This window comes from Streptomyces sp. NBC_00377, assembly GCF_036075115.1.
Taxonomy (GTDB): domain Bacteria; phylum Actinomycetota; class Actinomycetes; order Streptomycetales; family Streptomycetaceae; genus Streptomyces.
The window spans coordinates 2,116,816-2,142,223 of record NZ_CP107958.1 but is presented as its reverse complement, the minus strand read 5'-3'; the positions used below and the strand labels follow the sequence as shown (position 1 = coordinate 2,142,223).

The 25,408-nt window shown below is 73.0% G+C and carries 19 protein-coding genes and 2 pseudogenes; 11 read left to right on the top strand and 10 right to left on the bottom strand.

Annotated elements, in window-relative coordinates:
• Window positions 1-11 precede the first annotated feature (11 nt).
• The 4 genes and pseudogenes from OHS71_RS09715 (at window position 12) to OHS71_RS09700 (ending at window position 6,884) form a co-directional block, all read left to right on the top strand.
• On the top strand, window positions 12-2,846 hold the full coding sequence (locus OHS71_RS09715) for a DEAD/DEAH box helicase (RefSeq protein ID WP_328484457.1): 2,835 nt from the start codon (window positions 12-14) through the stop codon (window positions 2,844-2,846).
• A gap of 473 nt (window positions 2,847-3,319) precedes the next feature.
• Window positions 3,320-5,185 carry an SWIM zinc finger family protein gene (locus OHS71_RS09710; protein ID WP_328478860.1) on the top strand — a complete coding sequence of 622 codons (1,866 nt, stop codon included), beginning with the start codon at window positions 3,320-3,322 and terminating at the stop codon, window positions 5,183-5,185.
• A 146-nt stretch (window positions 5,186-5,331) separates the two neighbouring features.
• Window positions 5,332-6,387 (top strand): annotated as a pseudogene (locus OHS71_RS09705) (molybdopterin oxidoreductase family protein); the annotation flags it as partial.
• Complete coding sequence (locus OHS71_RS09700) at window positions 6,384-6,884, top strand: hypothetical protein (RefSeq protein ID WP_328478858.1); 501 nt, start codon at window positions 6,384-6,386, stop codon at window positions 6,882-6,884. The pseudogene OHS71_RS09705 and the gene OHS71_RS09700, both read left to right, overlap by 4 nt.
• 36 nt (window positions 6,885-6,920) lie before the next feature.
• Here the strand turns inward: OHS71_RS09700 and OHS71_RS09695 are convergent, their stop codons facing one another.
• Window positions 6,921-8,387 carry a DUF1996 domain-containing protein gene (locus OHS71_RS09695; RefSeq protein WP_328478856.1) on the bottom strand — a complete coding sequence of 489 codons (1,467 nt, stop codon included), beginning with the start codon at window positions 8,385-8,387 and terminating at the stop codon, window positions 6,921-6,923.
• A 328-nt stretch (window positions 8,388-8,715) separates the two neighbouring features.
• Between OHS71_RS09695 and OHS71_RS09690 the strand changes: the two genes are divergently transcribed.
• Together OHS71_RS09690 and OHS71_RS09685 are read left to right on the top strand one after the other, a co-directional pair.
• Window positions 8,716-9,852, top strand: a complete 1,137-nt coding sequence (locus OHS71_RS09690; RefSeq protein ID WP_328478854.1) for a molybdopterin-dependent oxidoreductase — start codon at window positions 8,716-8,718, stop codon at window positions 9,850-9,852.
• Complete coding sequence (locus tag OHS71_RS09685) at window positions 9,849-10,256, top strand: hypothetical protein (protein WP_328478853.1); 408 nt, start codon at window positions 9,849-9,851, stop codon at window positions 10,254-10,256. The genes OHS71_RS09690 and OHS71_RS09685 overlap by 4 nt, the downstream gene beginning before the upstream one ends.
• Window positions 10,257-10,359: 103 nt before the next feature.
• On the opposite strand, the gene OHS71_RS09680 is transcribed toward OHS71_RS09685, so the two are convergent.
• The 8 genes and pseudogenes from OHS71_RS09680 to OHS71_RS09645 form a co-directional block, all read right to left on the bottom strand.
• On the bottom strand, window positions 10,360-11,472 hold the full coding sequence (locus OHS71_RS09680) for a sensor histidine kinase (RefSeq protein ID WP_328478852.1): 1,113 nt from the start codon (window positions 11,470-11,472) through the stop codon (window positions 10,360-10,362).
• A complete protein-coding gene (locus OHS71_RS09675) occupies window positions 11,462-12,214 on the bottom strand; it encodes a response regulator transcription factor (protein WP_328478850.1) in 753 nt (250 codons plus the stop codon). Before OHS71_RS09675 ends, OHS71_RS09680 begins: the two co-directional genes overlap by 11 nt.
• A 910-nt stretch (window positions 12,215-13,124) precedes the next feature.
• Window positions 13,125-13,865 carry a class I SAM-dependent methyltransferase gene (locus tag OHS71_RS09665; protein ID WP_328478848.1) on the bottom strand — a complete coding sequence of 247 codons (741 nt, stop codon included), beginning with the start codon at window positions 13,863-13,865 and terminating at the stop codon, window positions 13,125-13,127.
• Window positions 13,862-14,482: a TIGR04282 family arsenosugar biosynthesis glycosyltransferase gene (locus tag OHS71_RS09660; RefSeq protein WP_328478846.1), complete on the bottom strand. Its 621-nt coding sequence runs from the start codon at window positions 14,480-14,482 to the stop codon at window positions 13,862-13,864. The genes OHS71_RS09665 and OHS71_RS09660 overlap by 4 nt, the downstream gene beginning before the upstream one ends.
• A complete protein-coding gene (locus tag OHS71_RS09655) occupies window positions 14,479-15,174 on the bottom strand; it encodes a glycosyltransferase family 2 protein (protein WP_328478844.1) in 696 nt (231 codons plus the stop codon). The genes OHS71_RS09660 and OHS71_RS09655 overlap by 4 nt, the downstream gene beginning before the upstream one ends.
• A 238-nt stretch (window positions 15,175-15,412) precedes the next feature.
• Window positions 15,413-15,718, bottom strand: a pseudogene (locus OHS71_RS41315) (hypothetical protein); the annotation flags it as partial.
• 89 nt (window positions 15,719-15,807) lie between these two features.
• A complete protein-coding gene (locus OHS71_RS09650) occupies window positions 15,808-16,416 on the bottom strand; it encodes a hypothetical protein (protein WP_328478842.1) in 609 nt (202 codons plus the stop codon).
• Window positions 16,417-16,745: 329 nt separating this feature from the next.
• Window positions 16,746-17,972 (bottom strand): lactonase family protein, encoded by a 1,227-nt coding sequence (locus OHS71_RS09645; protein ID WP_328478840.1) that lies wholly within the window; start codon window positions 17,970-17,972, stop codon window positions 16,746-16,748.
• 510 nt (window positions 17,973-18,482) lie between these two features.
• Between OHS71_RS09645 and OHS71_RS09640 the strand changes: the two genes are divergently transcribed.
• The 4 genes from OHS71_RS09640 to OHS71_RS09625 all read left to right on the top strand — a co-directional run bounded on the left by OHS71_RS09640 (window position 18,483) and on the right by OHS71_RS09625 (window position 22,107).
• Window positions 18,483-19,478, top strand: a complete 996-nt coding sequence (locus OHS71_RS09640) for an NAD-dependent epimerase/dehydratase family protein (protein WP_328478838.1) — start codon at window positions 18,483-18,485, stop codon at window positions 19,476-19,478.
• A gap of 414 nt (window positions 19,479-19,892) precedes the next feature.
• The gene (locus OHS71_RS09635) at window positions 19,893-20,663 is read left to right on the top strand and encodes a glycosyltransferase family 2 protein (protein ID WP_328478836.1); all 771 of its coding nucleotides are present in this window, start codon (window positions 19,893-19,895) and stop codon (window positions 20,661-20,663) included.
• Entirely contained in the window at window positions 20,660-21,277 is a 618-nt protein-coding gene (locus OHS71_RS09630; RefSeq protein WP_328478834.1) for a TIGR04282 family arsenosugar biosynthesis glycosyltransferase, read from the top strand. Before OHS71_RS09635 ends, OHS71_RS09630 begins: the two co-directional genes overlap by 4 nt.
• Complete coding sequence (locus tag OHS71_RS09625; RefSeq protein WP_443046889.1) at window positions 21,274-22,107, top strand: class I SAM-dependent methyltransferase; 834 nt, start codon at window positions 21,274-21,276, stop codon at window positions 22,105-22,107. Before OHS71_RS09630 ends, OHS71_RS09625 begins: the two co-directional genes overlap by 4 nt.
• Window positions 22,108-22,444: 337 nt before the next feature.
• On the opposite strand, the gene OHS71_RS09620 is transcribed toward OHS71_RS09625, so the two are convergent.
• Window positions 22,445-23,677 carry a molybdopterin-dependent oxidoreductase gene (locus OHS71_RS09620; protein WP_328478832.1) on the bottom strand — a complete coding sequence of 411 codons (1,233 nt, stop codon included), beginning with the start codon at window positions 23,675-23,677 and terminating at the stop codon, window positions 22,445-22,447.
• A 112-nt stretch (window positions 23,678-23,789) separates the two neighbouring features.
• Between OHS71_RS09620 and OHS71_RS09615 the strand changes: the two genes are divergently transcribed.
• On the top strand, window positions 23,790-25,136 hold the full coding sequence (locus OHS71_RS09615) for a hypothetical protein (protein WP_328478830.1): 1,347 nt from the start codon (window positions 23,790-23,792) through the stop codon (window positions 25,134-25,136).
• Window positions 25,137-25,408: the final 272 nt, after the last annotated feature.

Below are 25,408 nucleotides of genomic sequence, written 5' to 3'. Positions count from 1 at the left end.
GCATGAGCGTCATGGCCGAAGGGGCGGCCGCGGCCGGGCCCGCTTCCGTCTCCGTACGGCTCGCGGCCGTCTTCCTGCCCGCGCCCCTCCCGCGCGAGGGCCGCGTCGCCTTCTGGGACCCGGCGGACGGCCCACTGCCCACCGCGGTGGGCGCGCAGCACACCGAGCTCACCGTCGTCCGGCGCCACGGCTCCGCCATCCGCCGCGCACAGGCACCCGCCCTGTCCCTGCCGCTCGACAAGGCGCTCCCGCTGCTCGTCCGGGCCCGCCGCGACCCCGCCGCCCACCCGGCGACCGCCTGCTGGGGCGCGGCGGCGCTGCACGCACTGCGGCTCACCGCCCGCGGCCGCCTGCTGCCCGGCCTGACCCCCGCAGGACACGACGCCTGGCGGGCGGGCCCCCTGGACCCGGAGGACATCGCACACCTGCGCGCGGTCGCCGCCGCGCTCCCGTACGAGGGACACGCGGTGCCCCTCCCCGGGCCCGGGCCGCTCCGGCTGCCCCGGCCGGAACCGCTGATGCGCTCGTTCCTGGACGCCGTGGCGGACACCCTGCCCCGCACCCCGGCCGCACCGCACGCCTGCGGGAAGCCCTTCGCGGACCGCCGCCCCCAGCGGCTGCCCGGCGCACACGACTGGGCGGCCGAGGTGGCCGCCGGCATGGACGCGGGCGTGCGGGTCTCGCTGCGACTCGACCTGTCCGCGTACGACATGTTCGACAGGCCCGAGGACGGCGAACGAACGCGCAGGGCGGGCGCCGCGATCGTCCAGGTGCACAGCCTCGCCGACCCCACCCTGATGACCGACGCGGCGGCCCTGTGGGCGGGCGAGGCCGACGCCGCCTTCGGGGCACGCGCACGCGTGGACGCCGCCCTCGCCGTACGGCGTGCGGCCCGTGTCTGGCCGCCCCTGGCCCGGCTCGCCGAACAGGACACGCCGGACGTCCTGGCCCTGTCCGAGGACGAGCTGAGCGATCTCCTCGGGGTCGCGGCCACCCGGCTCGCGGCGGCCGGGGTCGCCGTGCACTGGCCGAGGGACCTGGCGCAGGACCTCAGCGCGGCCGCGGTGGTGCGGCCCGCCCCCGGTTCGGCGACCGACGGCACCGGCTTCTTCGAGAGCGAGGACCTGCTCCAGTTCCGCTGGCAGCTGGCGCTCGGCGGCGACCCGCTCAGCGAGGCCGAGATGGACACGCTGGCCGAGGCGCACCGCCCGGTGGTCCGGCTCCGTGACCAGTGGGTCCTGGTCGACCCGGCGCTCGTACGCAAGGCCCGCAAACGGGAACTGGGCCTCCTCGACCCGGTCGACGCCCTGTCCGTCGCCCTCAGCGGCACCGCGGAGGTCGACGGCGAGAGCGTCGAGGCCGTACCCGTCGGCGCCCTGGCCGCCCTGCGCGACCGCCTCACCACGGGCGTGCACCCGGCGGACCCGCCCCCCGGCCTGCACGCCACCCTGCGTGACTACCAGCTGCGCGGCCTCGCCTGGCTGGACCTCATGACCTCCCTCGGCCTCGGCGGCTGCCTCGCCGACGACATGGGCCTCGGCAAGACGATCACCGTCATCGCCCTGCACCTGAAACGGGCACGCACCGAACCGACCCTGGTGGTCTGCCCGGCTTCCCTCCTGGGCAACTGGCAGCGCGAGATCAACCGCTTCGCGCCCGGCGTCCCCGTCCGCCGCTTCCACGGGCCCGACCGCAGTCTGGCCGGCCTCTCCGGCGGCTTCGTCCTCACCACGTACGGCACGATGCGCTCGGCGGCGCCGACGCTGGCCGGCCAGCCCTGGGGCATGGTCGTCGCGGACGAGGCCCAGCACGTGAAGAACCCCTACGCGGCGACGGCGAAAGCCCTGCGCACGATCCCGACCCCTGCCCGGGTGGCCCTGACCGGCACTCCCGTCGAGAACAACCTCTCCGAGCTGTGGGCCCTGCTCGACTGGACGACACCGGGGCTCCTCGGCCCCCTGAAGTCCTTCCGCGCCCGGCACGCGCGCGCGGTCGAGAACGGCGAGGACGAACAGGCGGTGGAGCGGCTCTCGCGTCTGGTGCGCCCGTTCCTCCTGCGCCGCAAGAAGTCCGACCCCGGCATCGTGCCCGAGCTGCCGCCCAAGACCGAGACCGACCATCCGGTGCCGCTCACCCGTGAACAGGCCGCGCTGTACGAGGCGGTGGTGCGGGAGTCCCTGCTGACGATCGAGACGGCGGACGGCATCGCCCGTCGCGGCCTCGTGCTGAAGCTCCTGGGCGCGCTCAAGCAGATCTGCGACCACCCGGCGCTCTACCTCAAGGAGGAGACCGCCCCCGTCGGCGACGCGCTGGCCGCCCGCTCCGGCAAGCTCGCCCTGCTCGACGAGCTGCTGGACACACTGCTCGCCGAGGACGGCTCGGCCCTCGTCTTCACGCAGTACGTCGGCATGGCCCGCCTCATCGCCGCCCACCTCGGCGCTCGCGCGATCCCGGTCGACCTCCTGCACGGCGGCACCCCCGTACCCGAGCGGGAGCGGATGGTGGACCGCTTCCAGGACGGCGCGACGCCGGTGCTCGTCCTCTCCCTGAAGGCCGCCGGCACCGGACTCAACCTCACCCGCGCGGGCCATGTCGTGCACTTCGACCGCTGGTGGAACCCCGCGGTGGAGGAACAGGCCACCGATCGCGCCTACCGCATCGGCCAGACCCAGCCGGTCCAGGTGCACCGCCTCATCACCGAGGGCACCGTCGAGGACCGCATCGCCGAGATGCTCCAGGCGAAGCGGGCCCTGGCCGACGCGATCCTCGGCTCCGGCGAGTCGGCCCTCACCGAACTCACCGACCGTGAACTGTCCGACCTGGTCAGGCTGCGGAGGGAGGCGTGATGGGGGAGCCGGAGAAGGACGGGACGGCCGTGCCGGCCCCGGCCGGCCGGGAGAAACCGGCGAGCCCGGCCGACGAGGCACGCCGCGCGCTCCGTGCCGCTCGGGAGCGGTTGCAGGAACGGTCGCAGGAGCACCCGGAGAGGCACACGGAACCGCAGGGCGGCTCCCAACGCCCGCCGCGGAAGCGGCCACCCGAACCGCTGCGGGGACAGCCGCACCGGGGGCCCTCTCCAGCACCGTCGCACGAGTCCCTTCCCGCGGAAGCCTCCCCGGCGGCCGCTGCCGGCCCCGCGGAGCGTTCCGCACGACCGGCGGTAGCCGCACCGGGGGACGCTCCGCCGGTGAATGTCTCGTCGGCGGGTGCCTCGCCTGCGGGTGTCCCGCCGAGGGATGCCGTCTCCCCGGCGGCCGCTGCCGGCCCCGCGGAGCGTTCCGCACGACCGGCGGTAGCCGCACCGGGGGAGGCCTCGTCGGTGAATGTCTCGTCGGCGGGTGCCTCGCCGAGGGACGACGCCTCCCCGGCGGACACCTCGCCGGAGGACGCCCCGGCGCTGAACACCTCGACGCAGGGCGTCCCGAGGCAGGACGCCACGCCGGGCGCCTCGATGCAGGACACCCCGAGGCGGGACGCCTCGACGCAGGACGCGACGCGGGACGCCTCGTCGGAGTCCGCGCAGGCGCACGTCACGCGGGCCGCGGCCGGCTCCCGGCCCGGGGACATCGCGCGGGAGGCCCTGCGCGCGGCTCGCGCGCAGGCTCGGCAGGGCATGGCCGAAGGCCGGCCGCAGACCGCGCGCGGGGCCGGACGCGGTGGCGGCCGGGCCCGCGGCGACGCACGCTCCGCCGAAGCCCGGCGGCCCGGCCGCACGGGCGACTCCGTAGCCGAGGAACGAGCGCGGGCCGTACGGGAGGCGCTCGCGGGCGCTTTCCAGATGCCGGCGGAGGAGCCGGGGGAGCCCGTCGAGCCGGAAGCCGCTCCCGTCGACATCGCGGCGCTCGAAACGAGTTCACCCTCCGCGACCGCTCCGGGAGGCGAACACTCCCAGCCGCGGCCTCACGAACCGCACCCCGCACCCCGCTCCATGGCCGCCCCCGCACGGGACGGCGACCACCGGCGCACCTTCCCCGCCTTCCCCCCTCGGGCCTGCGGCCCCTTCGCCGGGACCTGGTGGGGCAACGCCTGGGTCACCGCACTCGAAGAGGGTGCCCTCGACCCCAAGCGCCTCGCCCGCGGACGCGGTTACGCGGAACAGGGGAACGTGGACGCGATCACCGTCACCCCCGGGCATGTCCTGGCCTACGTGCAGGGCAGCCGGCCCCGCCCCTACCGCGTGCAGGTGCGGCTGCGCACCCTCGGGAGCGAGGACTGGGAGCGTTTCCTGGAGGCGGCGGTGGAACGCCCCGGACACATCGCCGCGCTCCTCGACAAGGAGATGCCCGAGTCCCTCGCGGACTGCGGGGTGCCTCTGCTGCCCGGCCCCGGCGACCTCGAGCCGCAGTGCAGCTGCCCCGACCGCGGTCACCCCTGCAAGCACGCGGCCGCCCTCTGCTACCAGACCGCCCGGCTGCTCGACGCCGACCCGTTCGTGCTGCTCCTGCTGCGCGGCCGGGGCGAACGGGAGGTGCTCGACGCGCTGTCCCGCCGTAACGCGACCCGTGCGGCCCGCGCCGCACAGGAACAGCAACCGGAGCCCCTGCCCGGCGTGCGGGCCGCCGAGGCCCTCGCCGAACGCCGGCTGCCGCCGCTGCCCGCTCCGATGCCCGTGCCCGCGCATCCCGAACAGCCCCCGGCCTACCCGTCCGCGCCGGACGGGCCCGACTCCTTCGCGCTCGACCACCTCGCGACCGACGCGGCCGCCCGCGCCCACGCGCTGCTGGCCACCGGAGAGGACGAGATCGGTGAACTCGGCCTCTGGCGGGACGCCGTGCGACTTGCCGCGTCCCGCCCCGGTTCGGGGCTCACCGTCTCCACCCGGGCCCTCTACGCCGCGCTCGCCGCCGCCGTCGGCCGTACCCCTTCCGAACTGGCGCGCGCGGTGGCCGCCTGGCGGCAGGGCGGACCGGACGGCCTCACCGTCCTGGAGGAGACCTGGGATCCGCCCGCCGGACGCTTCGACCGGGCCCGGCCGCTTCTCCTCGCCGCCGACCTGCCCGCCTTCCGCCCGCGCCACAACCACCTCACCCACCCCAAGGGCCATGTCCAACTCCGCTTCGGCCACGACGGGTTGTGGTACGCGTACGAGTCGGAACCGGGCCAGGACGACTGGTGGCCGCGCGGCACCCCCGACCCGGACCCGGTCGGCGCGCTCACCGGCCTGGGCGGCTCGGACGCGTACTGAACGTCCCGACGCGCATCCGTCGCCGGCCGGTGGAGGGACCGGCATCCGGCCGCGAACCCTGCCCTCCCCGCGGGAACCACGGGAGCACGGCCCGTCGGCTGTGTCGCCGCCCGCTTCCTGCTCGACCTCCGGTACGCGGCGTGCCCGTGGTGCTGCCGGCCGCGACCTGGGGTGAGAAGACCGGGACGTTCACGAACGCCGACCGCACCGTCCACCTGTCCGACAAGGCCGTCGACCCGCCGGGCGAGGCCAGGCCGGACCTCGACATCTTCCTCGACTACGCCCGGCGCATGGAGTTCCGCGACAAGGACGGCGGTCCGCTGGTCCACTGGCACGACCCGGAGTCGGCGTTCGAGGCGTGGAAACGGTGCAGCGCCGGCCGGCCGTGCGACTACACCGGCCTCACCTACGAGAAGCTGCGCGGACCGTCCGGCATCCAGTGGCCGTGCAACGAGGACGCCCCGGACGGAACGGAACGTCTCTACACCGACGGCGTCAGCTGGGCGCACCCCGACAGGTGCGAGACGTACGGCAAGGACCTCGTCACCGGTGCGTCGGACAGCGCGGTGGAATACCGGTCCCTCAACCCGGACGGCAAGGCGATGATCAAGGCGGCCGCCTACCTGCCGCCCCACGAGGAGCCAGGTGCGCGGTACCCGTACCAGCTCACCACGGGGCGGACGATCTACCACTTCCACACCCGGACCAAGACGGGGCGCGTCCCGCAGCTGAACGCGGCCGCGCCGGACGTCTGGGTGGAGGTGTCCGTCGCCGACGCGGCCGAGCGGGATCTCGGCGAGGGGGACCTGGTGGAGGTCTCCACGCCCCGGGGCGCGCTGCGGGCACGGGTCAGGGTCACCGGCATCCGGACGGGGCTGCTGTTCGTGCCGTTCCACTACGGCTACTGGGACACCCCGGGCGGCAATGGCCCGGACGGGGGAACGCCCGGGCGTGCCGCCAACGAGACGGCCGTGACCGACTGGGACCCGGTCTCCAAACAGCCGTTGTTCAAGACCGCCGCGGCGGCCCTCACGCTCGTCGAACGCGGTGACGGCCGGGCTGCTCCCGCCCCGACGACCACGGCGTCGGCGCCGTCCGGGTCCGGCCGCGTCGGTGTCTCCCCGACGGTGGGCGGTCCCTCCGCCCTGGCCGCCCAGTACGACGAGGCCACAGGGCGCGGCCGTGAGGAGGGCGCCCGGTGAACGGCGTCGCCCTGACCCTGCGCGCTCTGCACCACGGCGAGCGACATCTCGCCGAGGACCTGGTCGCGGTGGCGGAACGTCACCGCGCCGAGCCCGAGGTCTTCCACGTGGCCACCGACCTCGCGCTCTGGTCACGTGAGCACGTGCGACGCCTGGCCGAGGCGGGCCACGACCACGGCTCGGATCTCGGCGGGGCGCCGGACCCGTCCGGCCCGTCCGACTCCGGTGTCCTCGCGGCACTCGCGGAGAGAGCCGCGAAAGCCGTGGGCCGGTGTCCCGAGCCCGGTCTGCTGCTGCTCCGCGACCTGCGGGAGCTGCATTTGGGCGCGACCGAGAACTCGTTGTACTGGGAGATGCTCGCCCAGGCCGCTCAGGCCGGCAGGGACGACCGGCTCCTGGCGCTCGCCTCGTCCTGCCACCCGCAGACCCTGCGGCAGATGCGCTGGACCAACACCATGATCAAGAACCTCTCCCCGCAGATCCTGACCAGCCTCTGACCTGCCCCGGGCCGTTCAGGTGGCCGCAGACGGGGATCAGCGGCACTTCCGGCCGGTGTTGATGCACTGGACCATCCGGTTCATCAGGCTCTCGTCGAAGACGTTGATGAAGTCGCCGTGGTCGGTGATCGGCTTGTGCATCTGCTCCGGGAAGCCGTCCACTGCGTAGAACGGGCTCGACTTCCCGTTGTCGCCGAGGCTGGGGGCGTCCACGTCGTAGACGAGGCGCTGGACCAGCTTCGGGACGGCCTTGAAGCCGCTCGGGCAGGCGCCGGTCCGCGGATCGGCGAACGCGACGTGCGCGCGGTGGTTGGCGCTGTCGATGCTCCGGCCGTCCCAGCAGCTCTGGAAGTTGGACGTACGGACCAGGCGGCTGCCTTCGGGGCAGATCGGATACTTGTCCGTCAGCTGCCGGTTCTCGAAGCCGGTGCAGCTCCAGGCCGCGTTGGCGTTCGCGGTGCCGTTGGTGAACGCCTTGGCGTCGCCGGTGATGATCCGCAGGAACTTGGGCATCGCCACCACCTTGCCCCGCGGACTGCCGACGAAGTCCAGGGTGACCTCGGAAGCGGTCAGGATGCGGCCGGTGTTGCCCTCGGCGCCGCCGCCCTGCCGCTGGGCGTCGAACTCCCGGGTGCCGTCCTGGAGACGGAGCACCGGCCAGTAGTACGTCGACTTGTCGCCCTGGTTGCGGCAGCTGGTCCCGGCGGCGGCGAACTGGTCGTTGCTGGTGAACGCGTTGTTGTCCTGGTTGCCGACGTAGTCGTGCGTGTGGTGCGCGCCGTTGCCCACACCGGGGGCGACGATGATGTTGTCGGAGTTGTACAGCTTGTTCGCGTTGACGCCGCACCGTGTGGTGAAGGTGCCCTGTGAGGCGCGGCGCGAGATGCGGGGGGTGCGCACGTTCGGCCGGACCGTGGTGATGTCCACGAAGTCGGCGGCCACAGGGCCGTTGCCGGCCCGGCCGCCGTTCCCGTTCCGGCCGGCGCCGCCCTGGCCCTGGCCGGTGCCCTGCTGATCGCCGGACGCGCGCAGCGAACAGGCGGCGAGGGATTCGAGGCCCTGCGGCCTGGTGCCCGACCGGCCGATGGCGATCGCGATCCGGTCGATGGTCGCGACCCGCTTGTCCTTGAGCGGTCCCATGATCGCGTTGTCGGCGAAGCCGCCGTCCCGCTGGATGGCCCCCGCCGCATTTTGCAGCCGCTGGTACGCCTCGGCCACCTGCTGGTCGAGGAGCGCCAGTTCCCTGTCGACCTGCGCTCGCGCCCGACCGGGGACCGAGGTCAGCTTCGCCCCGACGTCCGGGCAGCTGATCGTGGCGGCTCCGGCCGACAGGACCTGGCCCGCCCCCTGGGAGGCGCGTTTCGTCGAGTAGCCGTTGCCGCTCTCATGGGCCGAGGCGTACACGTTGACCACGATCAGCCCTCCCGCGCCGAGCGCCAGGCCCGCCGCCGCGGCGATGGCCCGACGCGCTGTCTTCGATCGCTTGCGCGCGTTGTGTCGCATGGAATTCCTCCGGGGGTTCGGGAAAGGGGTCTGTGCGGGCCGCATGGTCTGTGCGCACCGCGTGCCGACTGCGGGTCACACCCCGGTCGGATGTCCGACGTCGGGGGTGAGGAGGCCGACCGCAACCATGGTTACGGGTGGGATCAACGTGACCGCGGGACTTCGGCGCGGTGTCATGTCTCCGTAAGAACTTGGCGCAACGGGCCGCCCTCCCGCGCGCATCGCCGCTGCGGCGGCCGGGGGGTCGAGGTGAGAAGCCCGAAGACGTCCCTGTTCCGTAAGGGGCTCGATCGTTCCGGATCGGACACAGGCCCGGTGGGATGGGGGCATGAAACTGCGTTTCCCCACGCCGGTCTTCACGGGCAGGCTGCACGACGCCCGCACGGCGACCTCCATCGGCCGCTGGCTGGGAGCGGCCTTCGCCGTCTGCTTCGTCACCGGACTGATCAGCCACTTCATGCAGCATCCGCCCGACTGGGCGGCCGGCGGCATCCCGAGCCGCCCGTCCTGGGGCTACCGGCTCACCCAGGGCCTGCATGTCGCTTCCGGCATCGCCGCGACTCCGCTCCTGCTCGCCAAACTGTGGACGGTGTATCCACGGCTGTTCGAGTGGCCGCCGCTGCGGTCGCCTCGGCACGCGCTGGAGCGAGCGTCGGTCGCCGTACTGGTCGCGGGGTCCGTCTTCGAACTGACCACCGGCCTGCTGAACACGGTCCAGTGGTATCCGTGGCCGTTCTCGTTCGTGCCGGTGCACTACGCGGTGGCGTGGCTGGTGACCGGGGCGCTGCTGCTCCACATCGCCGTCAAGGCCCCGCAGATCCGGGCCCACTGGCGTCGGCGGTCGCCCGGGACCCTGGCGCTGCCGGCGCAGGACGCCGCCGACCGGCGGTCGTTGCTGACCGCGGTGGGTGCCTCCGTCGGCGCGGTCACCCTCACGACGGTCGGTCAGTCCTTCACTCCGCTCAAGGCGTTCCTCCTGTTCGCCCCCCGGCATCCGGACCGGGGCCCGCAGGGCCTGCCCGTCAACCGGACCGCGGCGGCGGCCGGGGTCGGCCGGGTCGCCGACCGGGAGTACCGCCTGTTCGTGGCCGGCCCGCGGCCGTACACCCTCACGCTGGACGAGCTGCGCGCGCTGCCGCAGCACGAGGTGGAGCTGCCGATCGCCTGTGTGGAGGGGTGGAGCAGGTCCGCCCACTGGTCGGGCGTGCGGGTGGCGGACCTGCTGGAGCGGGCGGGCGCGTCCCCGGAGGTACGGGTGCGGGTGGTGTCGCTGCAACTGCGCGGCGGCTACCGGGTGTCGGAGATGGGCCATCGGCACGCCCGCGATCCGCTGACCCTGCTCGCGCTCCGTCTGAACGGCGAGGAACTCGACCCCGACCACGGTTACCCGGCCCGGCTCATCGCCCCGAACCGGCCGGGCGTGCTGCAGACCAAGTGGGTCGGCCGGCTGGAGGTGCTGTCGTGAAGACACTGCGTGTGCTCGCGGGCGCGGCGGGTGCGGTGTTCATGTGCGCGGGTGTGTGGCTGCTGCTCGACGTGCGGGACCTGACCGGCGTCCTGGTGTGGTGGGGCGGGGCGGTGGTCCTGCACGACGCGGTGATCGCGCCGCTGGTGCTGCTGACCGGGCTGGTGCTGGTGCGTGGCGGGGCGCGCGGGCCGGTTCGCGGGGCGCTGGTGGTCGCGGGAGGGCTGACGGTGGTGGCGCTGCCGGTGCTGCTGCGGCCGGGCCGAAGGGCCAACTCCTCCGTGCTGCCACTGGACTACCCGCGCAACTGGCTGATCGCGATGCTGGCGGTGGCCGCGGGAACGGCCCTGGTCATGGCCGTACGGCGGCTCGCCCGACGACGGAGGCGGCCACCGTCGCGATGACGGCGGCCACCGCCCGAGGTCGGCGTGGGACGCGAGCAGCCGGGTGAGGCCGGTGCGGGGCCTGTCCGGCCTCGCACCGGCCGCTCGTCGTCCGGTGCGGAGCTCAGACCGCCGCGGGCAGGTGGACCTCGAAACGGCAGCCGCCCGGCACGTTGCTGACGGCCGCCCGCCCCTGGTGGGCCTCGACGATCCCGCGGACGATGGCCAGCCCCAGCCCGGCCCCGGCGGGCGGGGTGCGGGCGTCCGTGCCGCGCCAGCCGGTGTCGAAGACCCGGGGCAGGTCCTCCGGCGGAATGCCGCCGCAGCCGTCGGTCACCGCGAGCACCACGCGGTCCGCCTCACGGCGGGCGGAGACGGCGACGGTGCCGTCGCTGGGGGTGCGGCGGATGGCGTTGACGAGGAGATTGGTCAGGACACGGGACATCTCACGGCCGTCGACCTCCACGGGCACCTGTTCCACGCGGCTGCCCACCAGTCGCACGCCGTGCTCCCGGGCCAGGGCGTCGGCGCCCGCGATGGCGTCGCCGACCAGGTCGTACACCGACATGCGGGTCGGGGTCAGCGCGAGGACGCCGGCCTGGATGCGGGAGAGCTCGAAGAGGTCGCTGACCATGTCGCTCATGCGCGCGACCTCGTTACGGATGCGGGCGAGGTACACGCGCGGATCCTGCACCATGCCGTCCTCCAGCGCCTCGGTCATCGCCTGGAGTCCGGCCAGCGGTGTGCGCAGATCGTGGGAGATCCAGGCCACCAGCTCGCGGCGCGAGGCCTCCAACGCCCTCTCCCGCTCCCGCGAGGCGGTCAGCTTGGCGCTGGTGGCGGCCAACTGGTTGCTCAGCTGCGCGAGTTCGGCGGTGGGCGCGGTGGCGGGCGGGATGAAGGTGCCGTCGTCGCCGAGGGCGCGGGTGGCCTCGGTCAGGGCCCGGCTGCCCTTGACGACGCTGCGGCCCAGCAGGAGCGCCACGACGAGGGAGACGGCGGCGGCGATGGAGCAGACCATCGTCACCACCCACAGGTCGTGGTCCGAGAGGAACATCGCCCAGGACACCAGCATCGTTCCGGCGAGCATCGCGGCGACCGTGACGGCCGCGACCACGGCCAGCGACAGCGCGACCGACCGGTTGCGCAGCAGCCGCAGGGCCATGGCGCCGGTCAGCCCGGCGGCAACCGCGCCGATGGCCGCGTACAGGGCGATGAGCAGTGTGTCAGCCACCATCGCCGGCTCCCCTCCCGTCGGTCCCGTCGGTCCCGTCGGCCTCGTCCGCCCGAGGAGGGTCGAAGCGGTATCCGACCCCCCATACGGTGCTGATCAGGCGGGGCTGGGCGGGGTCGTCCTCGACCTTCTCGCGCAGCCGCCTCACGTGGACGGTCACGGTCGACAGGTCCCCGAACTCCCAGCCCCACACCTGATGCATGAGCTCCTCGCGGCTCGTCGCCCGTCCGGGGTGCCGAATGAAGAACTCCAGCAGGTCGAACTCGCGGATCGTGAGGGCGAGTTCGGCGCCGGCGCGGGTGGCGCGCCGGCCGGTGGGATCAAGGGCGAGCGGACCGCTGCGCAGCCATGGCTCCACGGGCTCGGACCGGACGGCTGCGAGAGACCCCGCGCGGCGGAGCACCGACTCGACGCGCAGGACCAGCTCGCGGGGGCTGAAGGGCTTGGTGACGTAGTCGTCCGCGCCGACCTCCAGGCCGAGGACGCGGTCCTCCTCGTCGCCGCGCGCGGTCAGCATGATCACCGGCAGTGGGCCGTCCTCGCGGACGCGGCGGCACACCTCCAGTCCGTCCATGCCGGGCAGCATCAGGTCGAGCACCATGAGGTCGGGCGGCCGGGCGGCGGCCAGGGCCACGGCGGTCGGACCGTCGGCGGCCACGGCGACGGCGAAGCCGGCCCGGCCCAGATATCCGGCGACGACCTCGGAGACCGTGGGGTCGTCGTCCACGACGAGTACGCGTTTCACCCCACTGAGTCTGGCACCGGCGCGGCGCTGTCAGCGGGTGGGCCGGTGGACGTCAGTGATCCGTAAGGATCGGCGGCGTCGGTCATCCGCAGGGCGAGGGCGGTGGCGCCGACAGCGATCCGGCCCGGACATGTCCGGCAGCCGGCCGCGGATCAGCGTGCCCGGCGGACCCGGCGGACCCGACGTCCGGGCCGTGGCAGCCACCTCCAGCCGCCGAGGCCGTACCCGTCGCCGTGCGGCGGCCCCGCTGACGCTGCGGTCGGGTACGGCCGCCGGGCTCACCAGCCGGTCATCAGCAGATGGTTGAGGAGCAGTGCGAGCATGGCCCCGGCCGCGGTGTTGCGCGACGGCCTGCGTGGCCGTCCAGAGCAGGGAGGTTCCCCACGCCAGCGGGAGCAGGGACCGCCAGCGCAGACGCGCCGCGAGGGCGGGACCGTGCGTCACGACCGCTGTCGCCACCAGGACGGCCGCCGGGGTCCCGGGACCCAGGTGGGGTCCCCAGGTCCCCAGCAGCGGAGGCCAGCCGACACGCAGGGTGTGGTGGGTGTCCTGGATGTGGCGGCCGATCAGTGGCCGTCACCAGCAGGGCGGCGGCGCCGGCGGCGTACAGGTCACGGCGGAGGCCGCGGGACCGTCCGGGGCGCAGGGTGCGCGTTTCCGTTTCGACAGGCTGAAGAGTGCGGGTCACATCCGGAACGCTAGGCCGGGAGGACGGACAATTACCGCGGTCCGGGCCGGACGTCAGCGTTTCGTCATGACTCGCACGCCACCGTGGGCCGGGGCGCCCCGGCCCACGGTCGGAGGCATACGAGATCCGCCCAGGTGGTTACCGCTGACCGTCGGCAGTGCGGCAGTGCGGCAGTGCGGCAGCGACAGCGCGGGCGGCAGCGGCCGGCCGGGCGGACCGGCGCTACCGGCAGGGCACCCGCCTGACGGCGGCCGGGATCCTCACCCGCCGGTCGCTGATCGCCGCCGGGCTCTCCGGCGGCTCGGCGCCGCCGTCCGCGCCGCCGCTGCGCAGCGCGAGGAAGCGGCGGTCGCCGGCCGTCCACCGGCCGGCGACCGCCCAGCCTCGGGCGTACCGCAGCAGCGCCGGGGTGCCGAGCCGCGCCCAGGGGAAAGGAGCGCCGACGGCGGCGTGCGCGTCGGTGATGTGGACGTGGACGCGTTCGTCGACGTCCACCGGCGCGGTCTCGGCGATCAGCAGCCCGCCGGGGGCCAGCAGGGCGGCCGCCCGGTCCAGGAGGGCGAGCGGGTCGCCGCCGATGCCGACGTTGCCGTCCATGAGCAGGACGGTGCCCCAACGGCCCTCGCCCGGCAACGGATCGAAGACCGAGCGCCGCAGCGCCCGGCCGCCGAGCCGCACGGTCTGGTCGACGGCGGCCTCGCTGACGTCGATACCGAGGGCGACCCGGCCCCGTGCGGCGAGTTCCGCGACCAGCCGGCCCGGCCCGCAGCCGACGTCCAGCACGGCGCCCTCACACCGGTCCAGTACGTCCCGGTCGACCGGGTCGGCGCGGGCGCACCACCGTTCCACCTCCAGGGGCAGCAGCCAGCCGTCGTCCCGGCGCAGGAACAGCGGACCCCGTCCGGCGTGCAGGGCGGCGGCGTAGGAGTCGGCGGCCGCCCACGGGGGCACGGTGGTGCTCATCGGCGGCCCGCCGGCGTCGAGAGGCGGGCCAGCCGTGAGGCGAAGCGGCTGTGCGGGATCAGGGCGGCGACCGCGTGGGCGTCGTCGGCGGTGTCGACGTCCCGCAGACACGGCAGGTCGCGCACCCGGAGCCCGCCGGAGACCAGCCGCTCCCGCTGCACGGCCCCGGTCTCCGGCGTCGACATGGGCACTCCCCGCAGCAGGCCGGGGTCGGGGCGGGCCAGGCCGATCGACCAGAAGCCGCCGTCCGCCGCCGGACCGAACCAGGCGTCACAGTCCGAGAAGTCCATCGTGAGCAGCTCGGGCGTCACCTGCGGGGTGTCCATACCGATGAGCAGGGCCGGGCCGGTGCAGCCCGCGAAGGCGTCCGCCAGCCGCTCGTCCAGTCCGCCCGCGCACTGCGGCACGACGTCGAAGCCGGGCGGCAGCCAGGGACCGGGGGAGCCGTCGAGGACGAGCACCCGCCGCGACGCGGGCACGGCGGCCACGGTGCGCAGGGTGTCGGCGAGGGCGGCCGCCGCGAGCAGGGCCGCCTCCTCGGGGCTGTACGGCGGGGTGAGCCGCGTCTTGACGCGCCCCGGCCTGGGTTCTTTGGCGATGACGAGAAGCGTGGTCATCGGACGGTTCCTCCTGCGTGGGTGGGTGTCTCGTGCAGGACGCGGCTCATGTCGCGTACCGCCTGCCAGGTGCCGCGCCAGGTGCCGGTCACCTTCGAGGCGCCGGTGCGCGGCCGGTACGGCACGTCGTGCTCGGCGATCCGCCAGCCGTCGTCGGCGGCTCGTACCACCATCTGAAGGGGGTAGCCGCTGCGCCGGTCGGTGAGGCCGAGGGCGAGCAGTGGTTCGCGGCGGGCGGCACGCAGCGGTCCGAGGTCGCGCAGGCGCAGCCCGGTGCGGCTGCGCAGCATGCGCGCCAGCGCCAGGTTGCCCGCGCGGGCGTGCACGGGCCAGGCGCCCCGGCCGCTCGGCCGGCGCCGGCCGAGGACCAGGTCGGCCGCGCCTGAGCGGACCTCGTGGACGAACGGCACGAGCAGCGTGGGGTCCAGGGAGGCGTCGCAGTCGCAGAAGCACACGACATCGGCGGTGGCGGCGCTCAGTCCCGCGTGACACGCGGCGCCGAAGCCCCGGCGCGACTCGTGCACGACGGTCGCGCCGAGCGCGCGGGCGATGTCCGCCGAACCGTCGGTGGAGCCGTTGTCGACGACGAGGGCACGCCAGCCGTCGGGGATCCGGGCGAGGACCCAGGGCAGCGCCTCGGCTTCGTTCAGGCAGGGGAGGACGACGTCGACGTCCGGGGGTGGGAGAGTCACGGTTTCACCCTACGAACGCACCTGGCGCATATCGGTCTTGAGCTCCTTACGAAACGCGGACGTCGGGGGCGCCGAGCCCTGCGCCACCGAGCACCGCGCCACCGAGCCCGGGAGTTCGCGGGAACCGGTGCGAGGAGGGGGAGTTCTGCCGCGCCGCGTGTGGCCGCACGCCCGGCTCGGCGCGCGCGAAGGCGTCCCCGCGGCACCGGCCCGCGTCCGGTCGGCGCGGCCGGACCCGGCCGTCCGGCGCCGCGGTGCAACCGGGGTTGCCCTTGGTCTCCGTCGAGGTCGCCGAAGCGGTCGCGGCCCGGGCCGGCTGGGATGTCCGGCGCGAGGCCGTGGACGCCTTGCCCGTGCTGTAGACACCCCAGGGGTAAGCCTTGCAGTCCGTGTTACCCGAATGGAAGTTCCACAGGCTCAGCTTCGCACTCGAGACCAGCGCATCGGAGATCGGCGCGGTGTTCCAGGTGACGAAGGAACGTGCCGTATGCGGCGTACCGTCGCTGTTGGTCGTGCCCGGATTGCCCACGCCCAGCTCGACTGCGTGCCGCCGGCAAGTCGTCGTTTCGCGGGTGTGGGTTTGAAACCGGCTCGTGCGATGGCGGCGATGCGCTGCGGAGCCACCCGTCCCGCTCAGGCGCGGCGCGGAACGGATTCGCTGCTTCTGGTCCCGGCGGCGAGCAGAGCGAAGCCCAGCGCGAAACCGAGCATGGTCCATACACCGCGGGGCCAGAAGATGTGGCTGTCAGTGAAGGACCAGCCGGCCACCAGGAGAACCACCGTGCCGGGAACAACGCGCACGCCGTGTTTCGGGAAGAGCGCGACCGCCGTGGCCGCGACGGCGACGATGAGGGCGTAGGCGCCGACCTCCCCGAGCGACTCACCTGTGTCGTAGAGCGGGTACTTGATCGGCCCTATGTTCGCTGTCCCGGCAGCGTGCTCGACCGCGGTTCCCGCCGCGATACCGGCCACCGCGTCGAGACCGGTGTAGAAGGCCGCGTACGTGAACGCACTCGTCCAGGCCACCGCCGTGGCGAAGCCCGCGAGGTCTGGTCGGGGGCGGTGCCACAGAGGGACGAGGAGGCCGAGCGTGAGCAGGGGAAAGACCGGCAGCAGCGCGATGTGCAACTGTGTCCAGTCCGTGGCCGTCGCCCTGGACAGACCATGCGGGTGCGCGGCGCCCGCCACAGCCAGCACAAGGGGCGCGACAGTGACGAGGGTGATGTTTCGGATGGTCAACACGCTGTGATCGTAGGCGTGTTACGTCATTTGAGACGGCTGCGTAAGGGCTTCGTAAGATCTTGTGTGGTGCCGTGGAACGCTGGAAACCGTCCGCCGGGGTGATTCCCCTCCGACTCGACACCGGCCTCGCCGATCGCGCGGCGAGGCCAGAGCAGAGGACCTCGTCTGTCTGTTCCCCACTGGTGCTCCAGTCGGCTGGGCGCGTCCGGCCCGCATGGTCTGTCGGCTGCGGGATCGGTGACCGGCGTTGCGCACTCCTTGCTGCGTCGGAACGGGTTCGGCGCCCCGGAGTGGAGTCTCCAGGGCGCCCGGCCGCGGTGGCAGCTTCTTTACACCGCGGCTATGCCCTCCATGCCGGACTCGGCGAAGGGGGGCAGTCCGGTGGCCGTGGTGACCTTGGTGAGGGAGCCGTTCCTGCCGATGCGGAAGCCGTCGACGGTGCCGGAGGTCCCGTTCTGCACGTACAGGAACTTCTCGTCCTGCGTCACCGCCAGGTCGATGACCCCCTGGGACATCGCCGACGGCGGGGTGGCGATGCCGACCTCGTTGGTGAGCGCGAGCCTGCCGCGCCGGTCGCTGCGGTAGCCGGTGACGGTCGAGTTGCCGGTGTTGCCGCCGTAGAAGAAGTCGCCGGCGCGCTCCAGCCAGCACAGCGTGTTCTGACCGTTGGCCAGGGGCTTCTGGACGACCTTGAGGCTGCCGTCGGCGAGCACCTTGTACGTACTGACCGTCGACTTCTCGGCCTCGGCCACCAGCATCCGGCCTGCCTTGTCGAAGGTGATCGCGAACGGCACGCCGCCGGCCGAGTCGTTCACCTTCGGCCGGTGTGCGGGACGTCCGTCGCGTCGCATCGGGAACACCTCGATGGTGTTGGCGGACTTCGTGGTGACGACCAGCTCACGGCCCCCCGGCGTGAACGCGACCTGGCCGGGTGAGCTGCTGAACAACGGCACCTTGTCGTTCTTCAGCCCCAGGGAGCGATACGAACCGCCCAGCGGCTCAAGTCCGTTGGGCGTGATCCTGAAGCCCTGGACGCTGCCCGCGCCTCCTGCGTTCATGACGTAGGCGAGGTTGCCGGACACCGCGATGGACGAGGGGAAGTCCCCACCCGAGCGCACCACCCGACGATTCGTCAATTTCTGTCCCTCGACCCGGAACGAGGTCACGGTGCCGCTGCCCGCGTTGACCGCCAGCAGCAGATGCGAGCCGCGATCGTAGACGAGTGAACCCTGGGAGGCGAGGGAGTCGGTGGGCGCGTCGACCTGGTCCCCGCCCTTGCCGCCGGATGCGTAAGTGCCCGCGGTGGTCAGCTTTCCGTCCTCGCCGCGCTTGAAGACGTGGATGGTGTTTCCGGCGAGCTCGTTGCCCTGTACGAAGACGGCGTGGTCGGCTCCCGTCCTGGCACTCTTCGTCGTCACGTCCTCGTGGGCGCGGGGGACTTCGCCCGCCGAGGCGATGGCCACCGTGGTCGCGACCGCCGCCGACGCGAGGATGCCGGCCCCGGCGATGGTCATTCGGACCTGCGACTTCGGCCTGCGCCTGGTGTGCCTGCTCACGCCTGACTCCTCATACCTCGCCGCCACCACCGGTCGGTGACGTGCAGAGCCAGAGTTGCCTGTGGGGCCGGTGGGAAGAAGATGTTTCGGTCCCGCGTCAGCTTCTCGTAAGAACTTCCGTCGGCCCCGGAGAATTCGGTGGCGGTCCGGCTTGCGGCTCGCCTGCCACCGTTGCCGCTCATCCAGCGGTGAGAAGGCCCCGCATGGTGGAGCGAGGGCGGGGCAGTGTGGTCGCGGTAACGTCGACCCCGGTCTGATCGAGGGCTTCGACGAGAGCGCCTACGGGTTGGCCAAGTTCGCCGTGCGGGGGCCCGGAGCGGTGACTCGCGCCTTTCACGGCGCGGCGCCCCATCGCAGACGTCATGAACAGGACGGCGGATGTGCCTTCCTGACCGAGTCGGCCCCGAAGTGATGTGCCATGGGCTGCTGCATCTGGCGAGGTCTTACGGACCCGTGACGTGATGGGCGCGGCGCTGCCGTGCGGGGTGCTCAAGCTCCTAGCGTTCGCGTATGCGAGTACTGGTCACCGGCGGAGCCGGGTTCATCGGGTGTCATGTCGTCGAAGCGCTGACCGCACGGGGGCACGAGGCGGTCGTGTTCGACCTTCGTGACGGCCAGGACGTACGCGACGCGGAGGCGGTCGCGGCCGCTCTGCCGGGTGTGGACGCCGTGTGCCATCAGGCGGCGATGGTGGGGCTTGGGAAGGGGTTTGCCGACGCGGTCGAGTACGTGTCGCGCAACGACCTCGGTACCGCGGTGCTGCTTTCCGCCATGGCCGACGCGGGGGTGGGGCGGCTCGTACTGGCCGGCTCGATGGTCGTGTACGGCGAGGGCTCGTACGGGTGTGAGCGGCACGGGACGGTACGACCCGGCCCCCGGGCCGTGGCCGATCTGGCCGCAGGGCGTTTCGAGCCCCGGTGCCCGCGGTGCGAGGAGCCGCTGACGCCGGGGCTGGTCGGCGAGGACGCTCCGGTCGATCCCCGGAACGTGTACGCGACGACCAAGCTGGCCCAGGAGCATCTGGCTTCGGCCTGGGCCCGGTCGACGGGCGGCTCGGCGGTTTCGCTGCGCTACCACAACGTGTACGGGCCGGGCATGCCACGCGACACCCCGTACGCGGGGGTCGCGTCCTTCTTCCGGTCCGCGCTCGCCCGCGGTGAGGCACCGCGTGTCTTCGAGGACGGCGGCCAGCGGCGGGACTTCGTCCACGTACGGGACGTGGCGGCGGCCAATGTGGCGGCGCTCGAGACCGAGTCCCCGGCCGGAGCGCTGGCGGCGTACAACACCGGCAGCGGGGAGCCCCACACGGTCGGCGAGATGGCGCGGGCGCTGGCGTCCGCGTACGGCGGACCCGAGCCCGTGGTGACGGGGGAGTACCGCCTGGGGGACGTACGGCACATCACGGCCGACTCCTCGCGGTTGCGGGCCGAACTGGGCTGGAAGGCCGAGGTCGGCTTCGAGGAGGGCATGAGGGAGTTCGCGAGAGCAGGGCTGCGCGAGGAGTAGTACTCGACCGGGCCTGCCGCGGCGGAGCGGGAGGCGGACGGCGCCCCGCCGACGGACCGGCGGCCGAGCAGCAGCGCGTCGCCGGGGAGATACCGGTTGCCACCGCGACGGCTGGGGTCGACACGTGGGCCGCCAAGGTCGTCGCCTGCACCACGGCCGCCCGGCTCCGCGGGCATCGTGGTGACCGCGACACGACGGCGGATGAGGGAGACGGGCAGCATTCGCACGTCGGGTCTCCGTGTCCGGTATGCCGGTGACCCTGCGTGCGGCACAGCCGGTTGAGCATCGGAGGCACGTGGCGCTCACGCACGCAACCGGCCTCCTGCCGACCGCACCTCGGTGCTCTGCTCCCTCCCTCGACGTCCGCGTTTCGTAAGGAGCCAAAGTCCCTTACATGCCTTTTGTCTTCGTAGGGTGAAAGCCGTGACGACTTCTCCAGCAACGCAATCGGAAGCGGAGACGACCTCGGCGACCGTCGACGTGGTGCTCCCCTGTCTGGATGAGGCCGAGGCCCTGCCCTGGGTCCTCGCCCGCATCCCGCCCACATGGCGCGCGATCGTGGTGGACAACGGATCCACGGACGGCTCGCCCGAACTGGCCCGCGACCTCGGCGCGACCGTCGTGCGTGAGACGCGTCGCGGCTTCGGCGCCGCCTGTCACGCCGGGCTGACCGCGGCCACCGCGGACATTGTGTGCTTCTGCGACTGCGACGCCTCCCTCGACCCGTCTCTGCTCGTGCCCTTCGTGCGCGAGGTGCGCGACGGTGAGGCCGACCTGGTGCTCGGGCGGCGCCGTCCCCAGGGCCGGGGCGCCTGGCCCGTGCACGCCCGGTTGGGCAACGTGGCGCTGGCACGGATGCTGCGTCGCCGCACGGGGCTGCGTCTGCACGATCTCGGTCCACTCCGTGCGGGCCGTCGTGAACAGTTGCTCGCCCTGGAACTCACGGACCGCCGCAGTGGCTACCCACTGCAGATGGTCGTGCACGCGGCCGACGCCGGCTGGCGTGTCGTCGAGCACGACGTGCCCTACCTGCCGCGCACCGGTGCCTCCAAGGTCACCGGTACCTGGCGCGGAACCTGGCAAGCGGTACGGGACATGGGCCGCGTCCTGGCCGAACCACCGGTGCCCTGGGCCGGGGCAGGTGCCGACTCATTCGCCGTACTCCCAGGAGGAACCGCTCAGTGACCACTCTCCTCGTCATCGCCAAGGAACCGCGGCCAGGACGGGTGAAGACCCGGCTCACCCCGCCGTTCACGCCTCGCGAAGCGGCGACGCTCGCCGAGGCGGCGCTCGTGGACACCCTGCGCACGGTGGCGGCCACACCCGCCCGGCGCCGCGTGCTGGTACTCGACGGCGCTCCCGGCCCTTGGCTCCCTCCCGGCTTCGACGTCGTCCCGCAGTGCGCGGGAGGTCTGGACGAGCGGCTGGCCGTCGCCTTCGCCGGCTGCGACGGGCCCGCGCTGCTCATCGGCATGGACACCCCCCAGGTGACGCCCGCACTGCTCACCGTCGACTTCGCCGGCTGCGACGCGTACTTCGGGCCGGCCGAGGACGGCGGCTTCTGGGCGCTGGGCCTCGCCCACCCGGACCCCGAGCTGCTGCGGGGTGTGCCGATGTCCACGCCCAGGACGGGTGCCGTGCAGCGTGAACGGCTCGCCGTCGCGGGCTTGCGCGTACGCGAGCTGCCCCGCCTGCGAGACGTGGACACCGTCGGCGACGCGGAGGCGGTGGCCGCGGCTGCGCCGGGAAGCCGCTTCGCCGCCGAACTGGGGCGTCTCGGGGCGGCTGCCGGCCGATGAGCACCGCACATGAGATCACGTCGCCGAGAGCGGTCGCCCGGGATCGACTGGCGCCTGTTGCGTCGATGGGCGCTCCGCTCCCTTGGGCTGCCGACCCCTACTCCGAGGCCCTCGCCACCGGCCGGGGGCCGCTCTTCCTACGTCGCGCCGACGGCTGGCTGCTTCCGCTGGAGGTGGAACGCTGGTGTGCCAGGGCCGACGCGGTGGACATGGATGTTCTGGAGCACTGTGAAGGCGCTGTACTCGATGTGGGGTGCGGTCCGGGGCGGCTCGTCGCCGAACTCGCGGCCCGGGGCCGGCGGGTGCTCGGCGTCGATGTGAGCGAAGCCGCCGTCGCCCGCACGGTGCGGCTCGGCGGCCAGGCTCTGCAACGCTCCGTCTTCGAGCCGCTCCCGGCCGAAGGACGTTGGGACACGGTCCTCCTCATCGACGGCAACATCGGCATCGGCGGCGACCCGACCGCCCTTCTCCGGCGGATGTCTCAACTCCTCGGCCAGAAAGGCCTGTTGGTCGCCGAGACGGTCCCGGACAGTGAGGTCGACGAACGCGTCACCGTCCACGTCGTGAGCATCACCGCCGGCGCTCACGGCACGGCCGGTCCGCCCTTCCCCTGGGCCCGTCTCGGCACATCGGCCCTGCTCCGGCTCGCGACACGTGCCGGCTGGCGCCCGGAGCGTCAGTGGACGACCGGCGGCCGCTCCTTCGTCGCCCTGCGCAACCGCAGGGACCGCAGCAGGAGCACCACCGCCGAGCCGCCGAACAGTGCCGCGGTGATCAAAAGCCAGCGGGACAGGAATTCGTCGCCGGACAGGGCGGTGGCGGAACGGTAGTGGTCCGCCACTTTCCCGCTGATCAGCGGAAACCAGATCAGCAGCAGAAGGCCGGAGAACGCCGCCGGGACGCGCACGAAAACCGTCCACTCCCGGCGGCCGACCACGCCCAGCCCCCGCGCGACGACCCGGTCCGCGCCCGCGTACAGAGGCAGCAACAGCAGGTCGTGCACCAGCGCCGCGCCCACGAACCACAGCACGACAGAGAGCCAGTCGTCCGCGAGCAGCCGCACACCCGCGTATCCGACGAGCGCGAACGAGCAAGCAAGGAGCAGGAGTTGAAGCGGGCTGCCCACGCGCGGGCGCACCTTGAGCCGTCGCATCACATGTCGTCGCATCACAGTTCTCCGAAGGTCATCCGTGCCACCCACTTGGTGTTGAGCACGCCGGGCGCCGCCGGGACGATGATCCGCGCCGGGTAGCCGTGGTCCGGGGTGAGAGGCTCGCCGTTGACGAACAGGGCGAGCAGGGAACGCGGGTCGCGTACCTGGTTGTCGCGCAAGGCAGCCCGGCGGAACGCCCCGTGCTGCTGGAGCGACTCCACCATGACGTCGGGCGCCGCGCCGCTCTCGTACCCGACGAGCGCCGCCAGATCCCGCAGGCGTACACCCCGCCACCACTGGTCGGACGTCGACCAGCCCTCCACGCACGCGATGGGCAACGCCGCGCTGTGCAGGGGGAGTTGCAGCAGCTCTGCCCGGCTCAGCCGGACCCTCCGTCCCTGCCCCTCGACGACCAGCCGCCACGCCTCGTCACTCGTCTCGGCCATGCTGATCCCGCGCGACGCGGCCGTCTTGTTGATCTGGAAACCGCCGGGTCCCGAACCCGGTTCGGGGCCGCCGTGCGGCGCGAGCAGAGCCGTTGCCCGCAGCGGTCCGTCGAAGTTCCGGCCCGCCGTCGTGAGCAGCAGGAGCAGGGATCCGCCGCCGACGAAGGCGAGGGCGCCGCGGCGCGAGACGGTGGGCGGGGCGGGGTCCGGGGAGACGAGCTCGTTCTCCTCGTCGCGCAGGTGGCGCAGATTGCGTACCGCGGCAGGCACCCGCAGCACCGCGTGCGTCACGAACGCCGCGAAGAACACCCAGGCGCCGTAGAAGTGCAGCGGATAGAAGGAGCCGGGGAAGAGGTAGTCGAGCTGGATGTTCAGCATGCCTGTGGTGAACTCGAACAGCGCGCCCCCGACCAGCAGAAGCAGCGAGATCCGCTCCAGCGCATGCGCGAGGGATCGCACGGGCGGCAGGGTGAACAGCTTTGGCAGGACCGACCACAGCTTCGCCAGCAGTACGGGGATCAGCGCGATGCCCAGGGTGACGTGGACGCCCTGGGTGAGCCGGTAGAGCCAGGGCGGGTCGGTCGGCCAGGCGAAGAGGTAGAAGCCGAGCAGGCCCTTGTCCGGGGTCTTGTCGTTCACCGGCGACAGATCCGGGTTGTAAGCGGCGTACGACACAAGGCCCGTGACGAAGAGCACCGTGATCCCGCCGAGCAGCACGATACCGAACACGGAGGTGAACCAGGGGCTGCGCAGCGGACTGCGCCAGAAACCGGGAGAGGTGGGGAGTCGATGGTCGCGCATGTCCCGACCGTAGGCCGGGACGGGCCAGGACGGGGCCCGCAACACATGACGAAACACTGACGTCCAGGCTCACCGATCCGCATCCGGCCCTCCCCGGCCTTAGCGTGCCGGTGTGAACCGCGATCTTCTGCGCGACCTGTCCGCGGCCCTGGCGGCAGCGCTCCTCGTCACGACGGCGGCCGTGATCGGCACCGTCCTGGAACACCGTTACGGGAACCTTCATGTCGGCTGGCCGCCGCTGTACGGCCATGGGGAGCCGCATGTCGGCCCCGGCACCCCCGCCGCGATCATGGTGGCCCTCGTCGTGGTCGCGTACGGGCCGCTCCTCGCCGCCCGGATGCCCTGGCGCGCGCTGCTGTGCACTGCCTGGGGCACCGCCATGGCATGGACGTTCTCCCTCGCCCTGGTTGACGGATGGCAGCGCGGAATCGCCCGGCGGCTCACGACCAAGTACGAGTACCTCCAGGTCATCGACCCCGTCAACCGCTTCCACGACATCCCCGCCGCCCTGCGGGACTTCACCCACCACATCCTGATCCACTCGCCCGGCGCCTGGCCCGCGCATGTCGCCGGACATCCCCCCGCGGCGACCCTCACCTTCGTCCTCCTCGACCGGACCGGGCTGGGCGGCGGCGCTTGGGCGGGTGTCTGGTGCATCACCGTCGGGGCGACAGCGGCGGTGGCAGTCCTCGTCACCGTACGAGCACTGTCCGGGGAGGCGCTCGCCCGCCGGGCCGCGCCCTTCCTGGTCCTGGCCCCGGCCGCCGTGTGGATGGGCACCTCCGCGGACGGCTACTTCGCGGCGGTCGCCGCCTGGGCCGTCACCTTCCTCGCCCTCGCCGTCACGGGACACCGGCCCCGGTCGACAGGGCTTGCCTCCGGGCTCCTCTTCGGCCTCACCGCCTATCTCTCGTACGGGCTGACACTGTTCGTGGTGATCGCCGCCGGCGTCCTGCTGCTCGGCTCCCGACGACTGCGCCCCCTCCCTTACCTTCTCGCCGGATTCGTCGTCGTCCCGGCCGTCTTCACGATCGCGGGCTTCAACTGGTGGGAGGCGTACCACCTGCTGGTCACCCGCTACTACCAAGGGGCCGGCGGCATCCGCCCCTACGGCTACTGGGTGTGGGCGAACCTCGCGTGCATGGCGCTCGTCGTGGGCCCGGCGACGGTGGCCGGACTGCGACGATCCGGTGCGGCTCCCATCCGCCAGGGTCTTCGCACGTGCCTGCGCCGCTCCACGGCCGAACCCCGCCTCGCCCTACTCGTCCTCGCCGCCCTGCTCGCGCTCCTCGCCGCCGACCTCTCCGGCATGAGCAAAGCGGAAACAGAACGCATCTGGCTGCCGTTCGCGATGTGGCTGCTCCCGGCATGCGCGTTCCTGGACCGACCCCGCGCCTGGCTCACCGCACAGGCCGTCCTCGCCCTGCTCCTCAACCACCTGCTGCTGACGGGGTGGTGACCATGAAACCCGGCTCAAGCCTCCACGGAAAAGCGTCACCGGTCACCGCTTCTCCGGACGGATCGTCCCGGCCCCCGCCGTCGACGCCGCCCTACCCGCACACAGGGCACCGCTCTGGTTTGTGCGAGGGGAGGCAGGCAGGGGTGCTCGCGACGTCGGCGCCTCCCGAGCTCAGGCGCCGCCGAGTGACACGGCGACGCCGTACGACGGGAGCGATGGTCGCGAGAACGGCCAGATTCGCAAAAGCGAAACGGGCGTCGAGGTCTTACGAA

Bases quoted from the DNA above. Each gene is read 5' to 3' on its own strand.
- OHS71_RS09625 (WP_443046889.1), top strand. From the start codon at position 21,274: ATGAGCACCGCACATGAGATCACGTCGCCGAGAGCGGTCGCCCGGGAT.
- OHS71_RS09660 (WP_328478846.1), bottom strand. From the start codon at position 14,482: ATGACCACGCTTCTCGTCATCGCCAAAGAACCCAGGCCGGGGCGCGTC.
- OHS71_RS09695 (WP_328478856.1), bottom strand. From the start codon at position 8,387: ATGCGACACAACGCGCGCAAGCGATCGAAGACAGCGCGTCGGGCCATC.
- OHS71_RS09665 (WP_328478848.1), bottom strand. From the start codon at position 13,865: ATGAGCACCACCGTGCCCCCGTGGGCGGCCGCCGACTCCTACGCCGCC.
- OHS71_RS09640 (WP_328478838.1), top strand. From the start codon at position 18,483: ATGCGAGTACTGGTCACCGGCGGAGCCGGGTTCATCGGGTGTCATGTC.
- OHS71_RS09620 (WP_328478832.1), bottom strand. From the start codon at position 23,677: ATGCGCGACCATCGACTCCCCACCTCTCCCGGTTTCTGGCGCAGTCCG.
- OHS71_RS09690 (WP_328478854.1), top strand. From the start codon at position 8,716: ATGAAACTGCGTTTCCCCACGCCGGTCTTCACGGGCAGGCTGCACGAC.
- OHS71_RS09680 (WP_328478852.1), bottom strand. From the start codon at position 11,472: ATGGTGGCTGACACACTGCTCATCGCCCTGTACGCGGCCATCGGCGCG.
- OHS71_RS09715 (WP_328484457.1), top strand. From the start codon at position 12: ATGGCCGAAGGGGCGGCCGCGGCCGGGCCCGCTTCCGTCTCCGTACGG.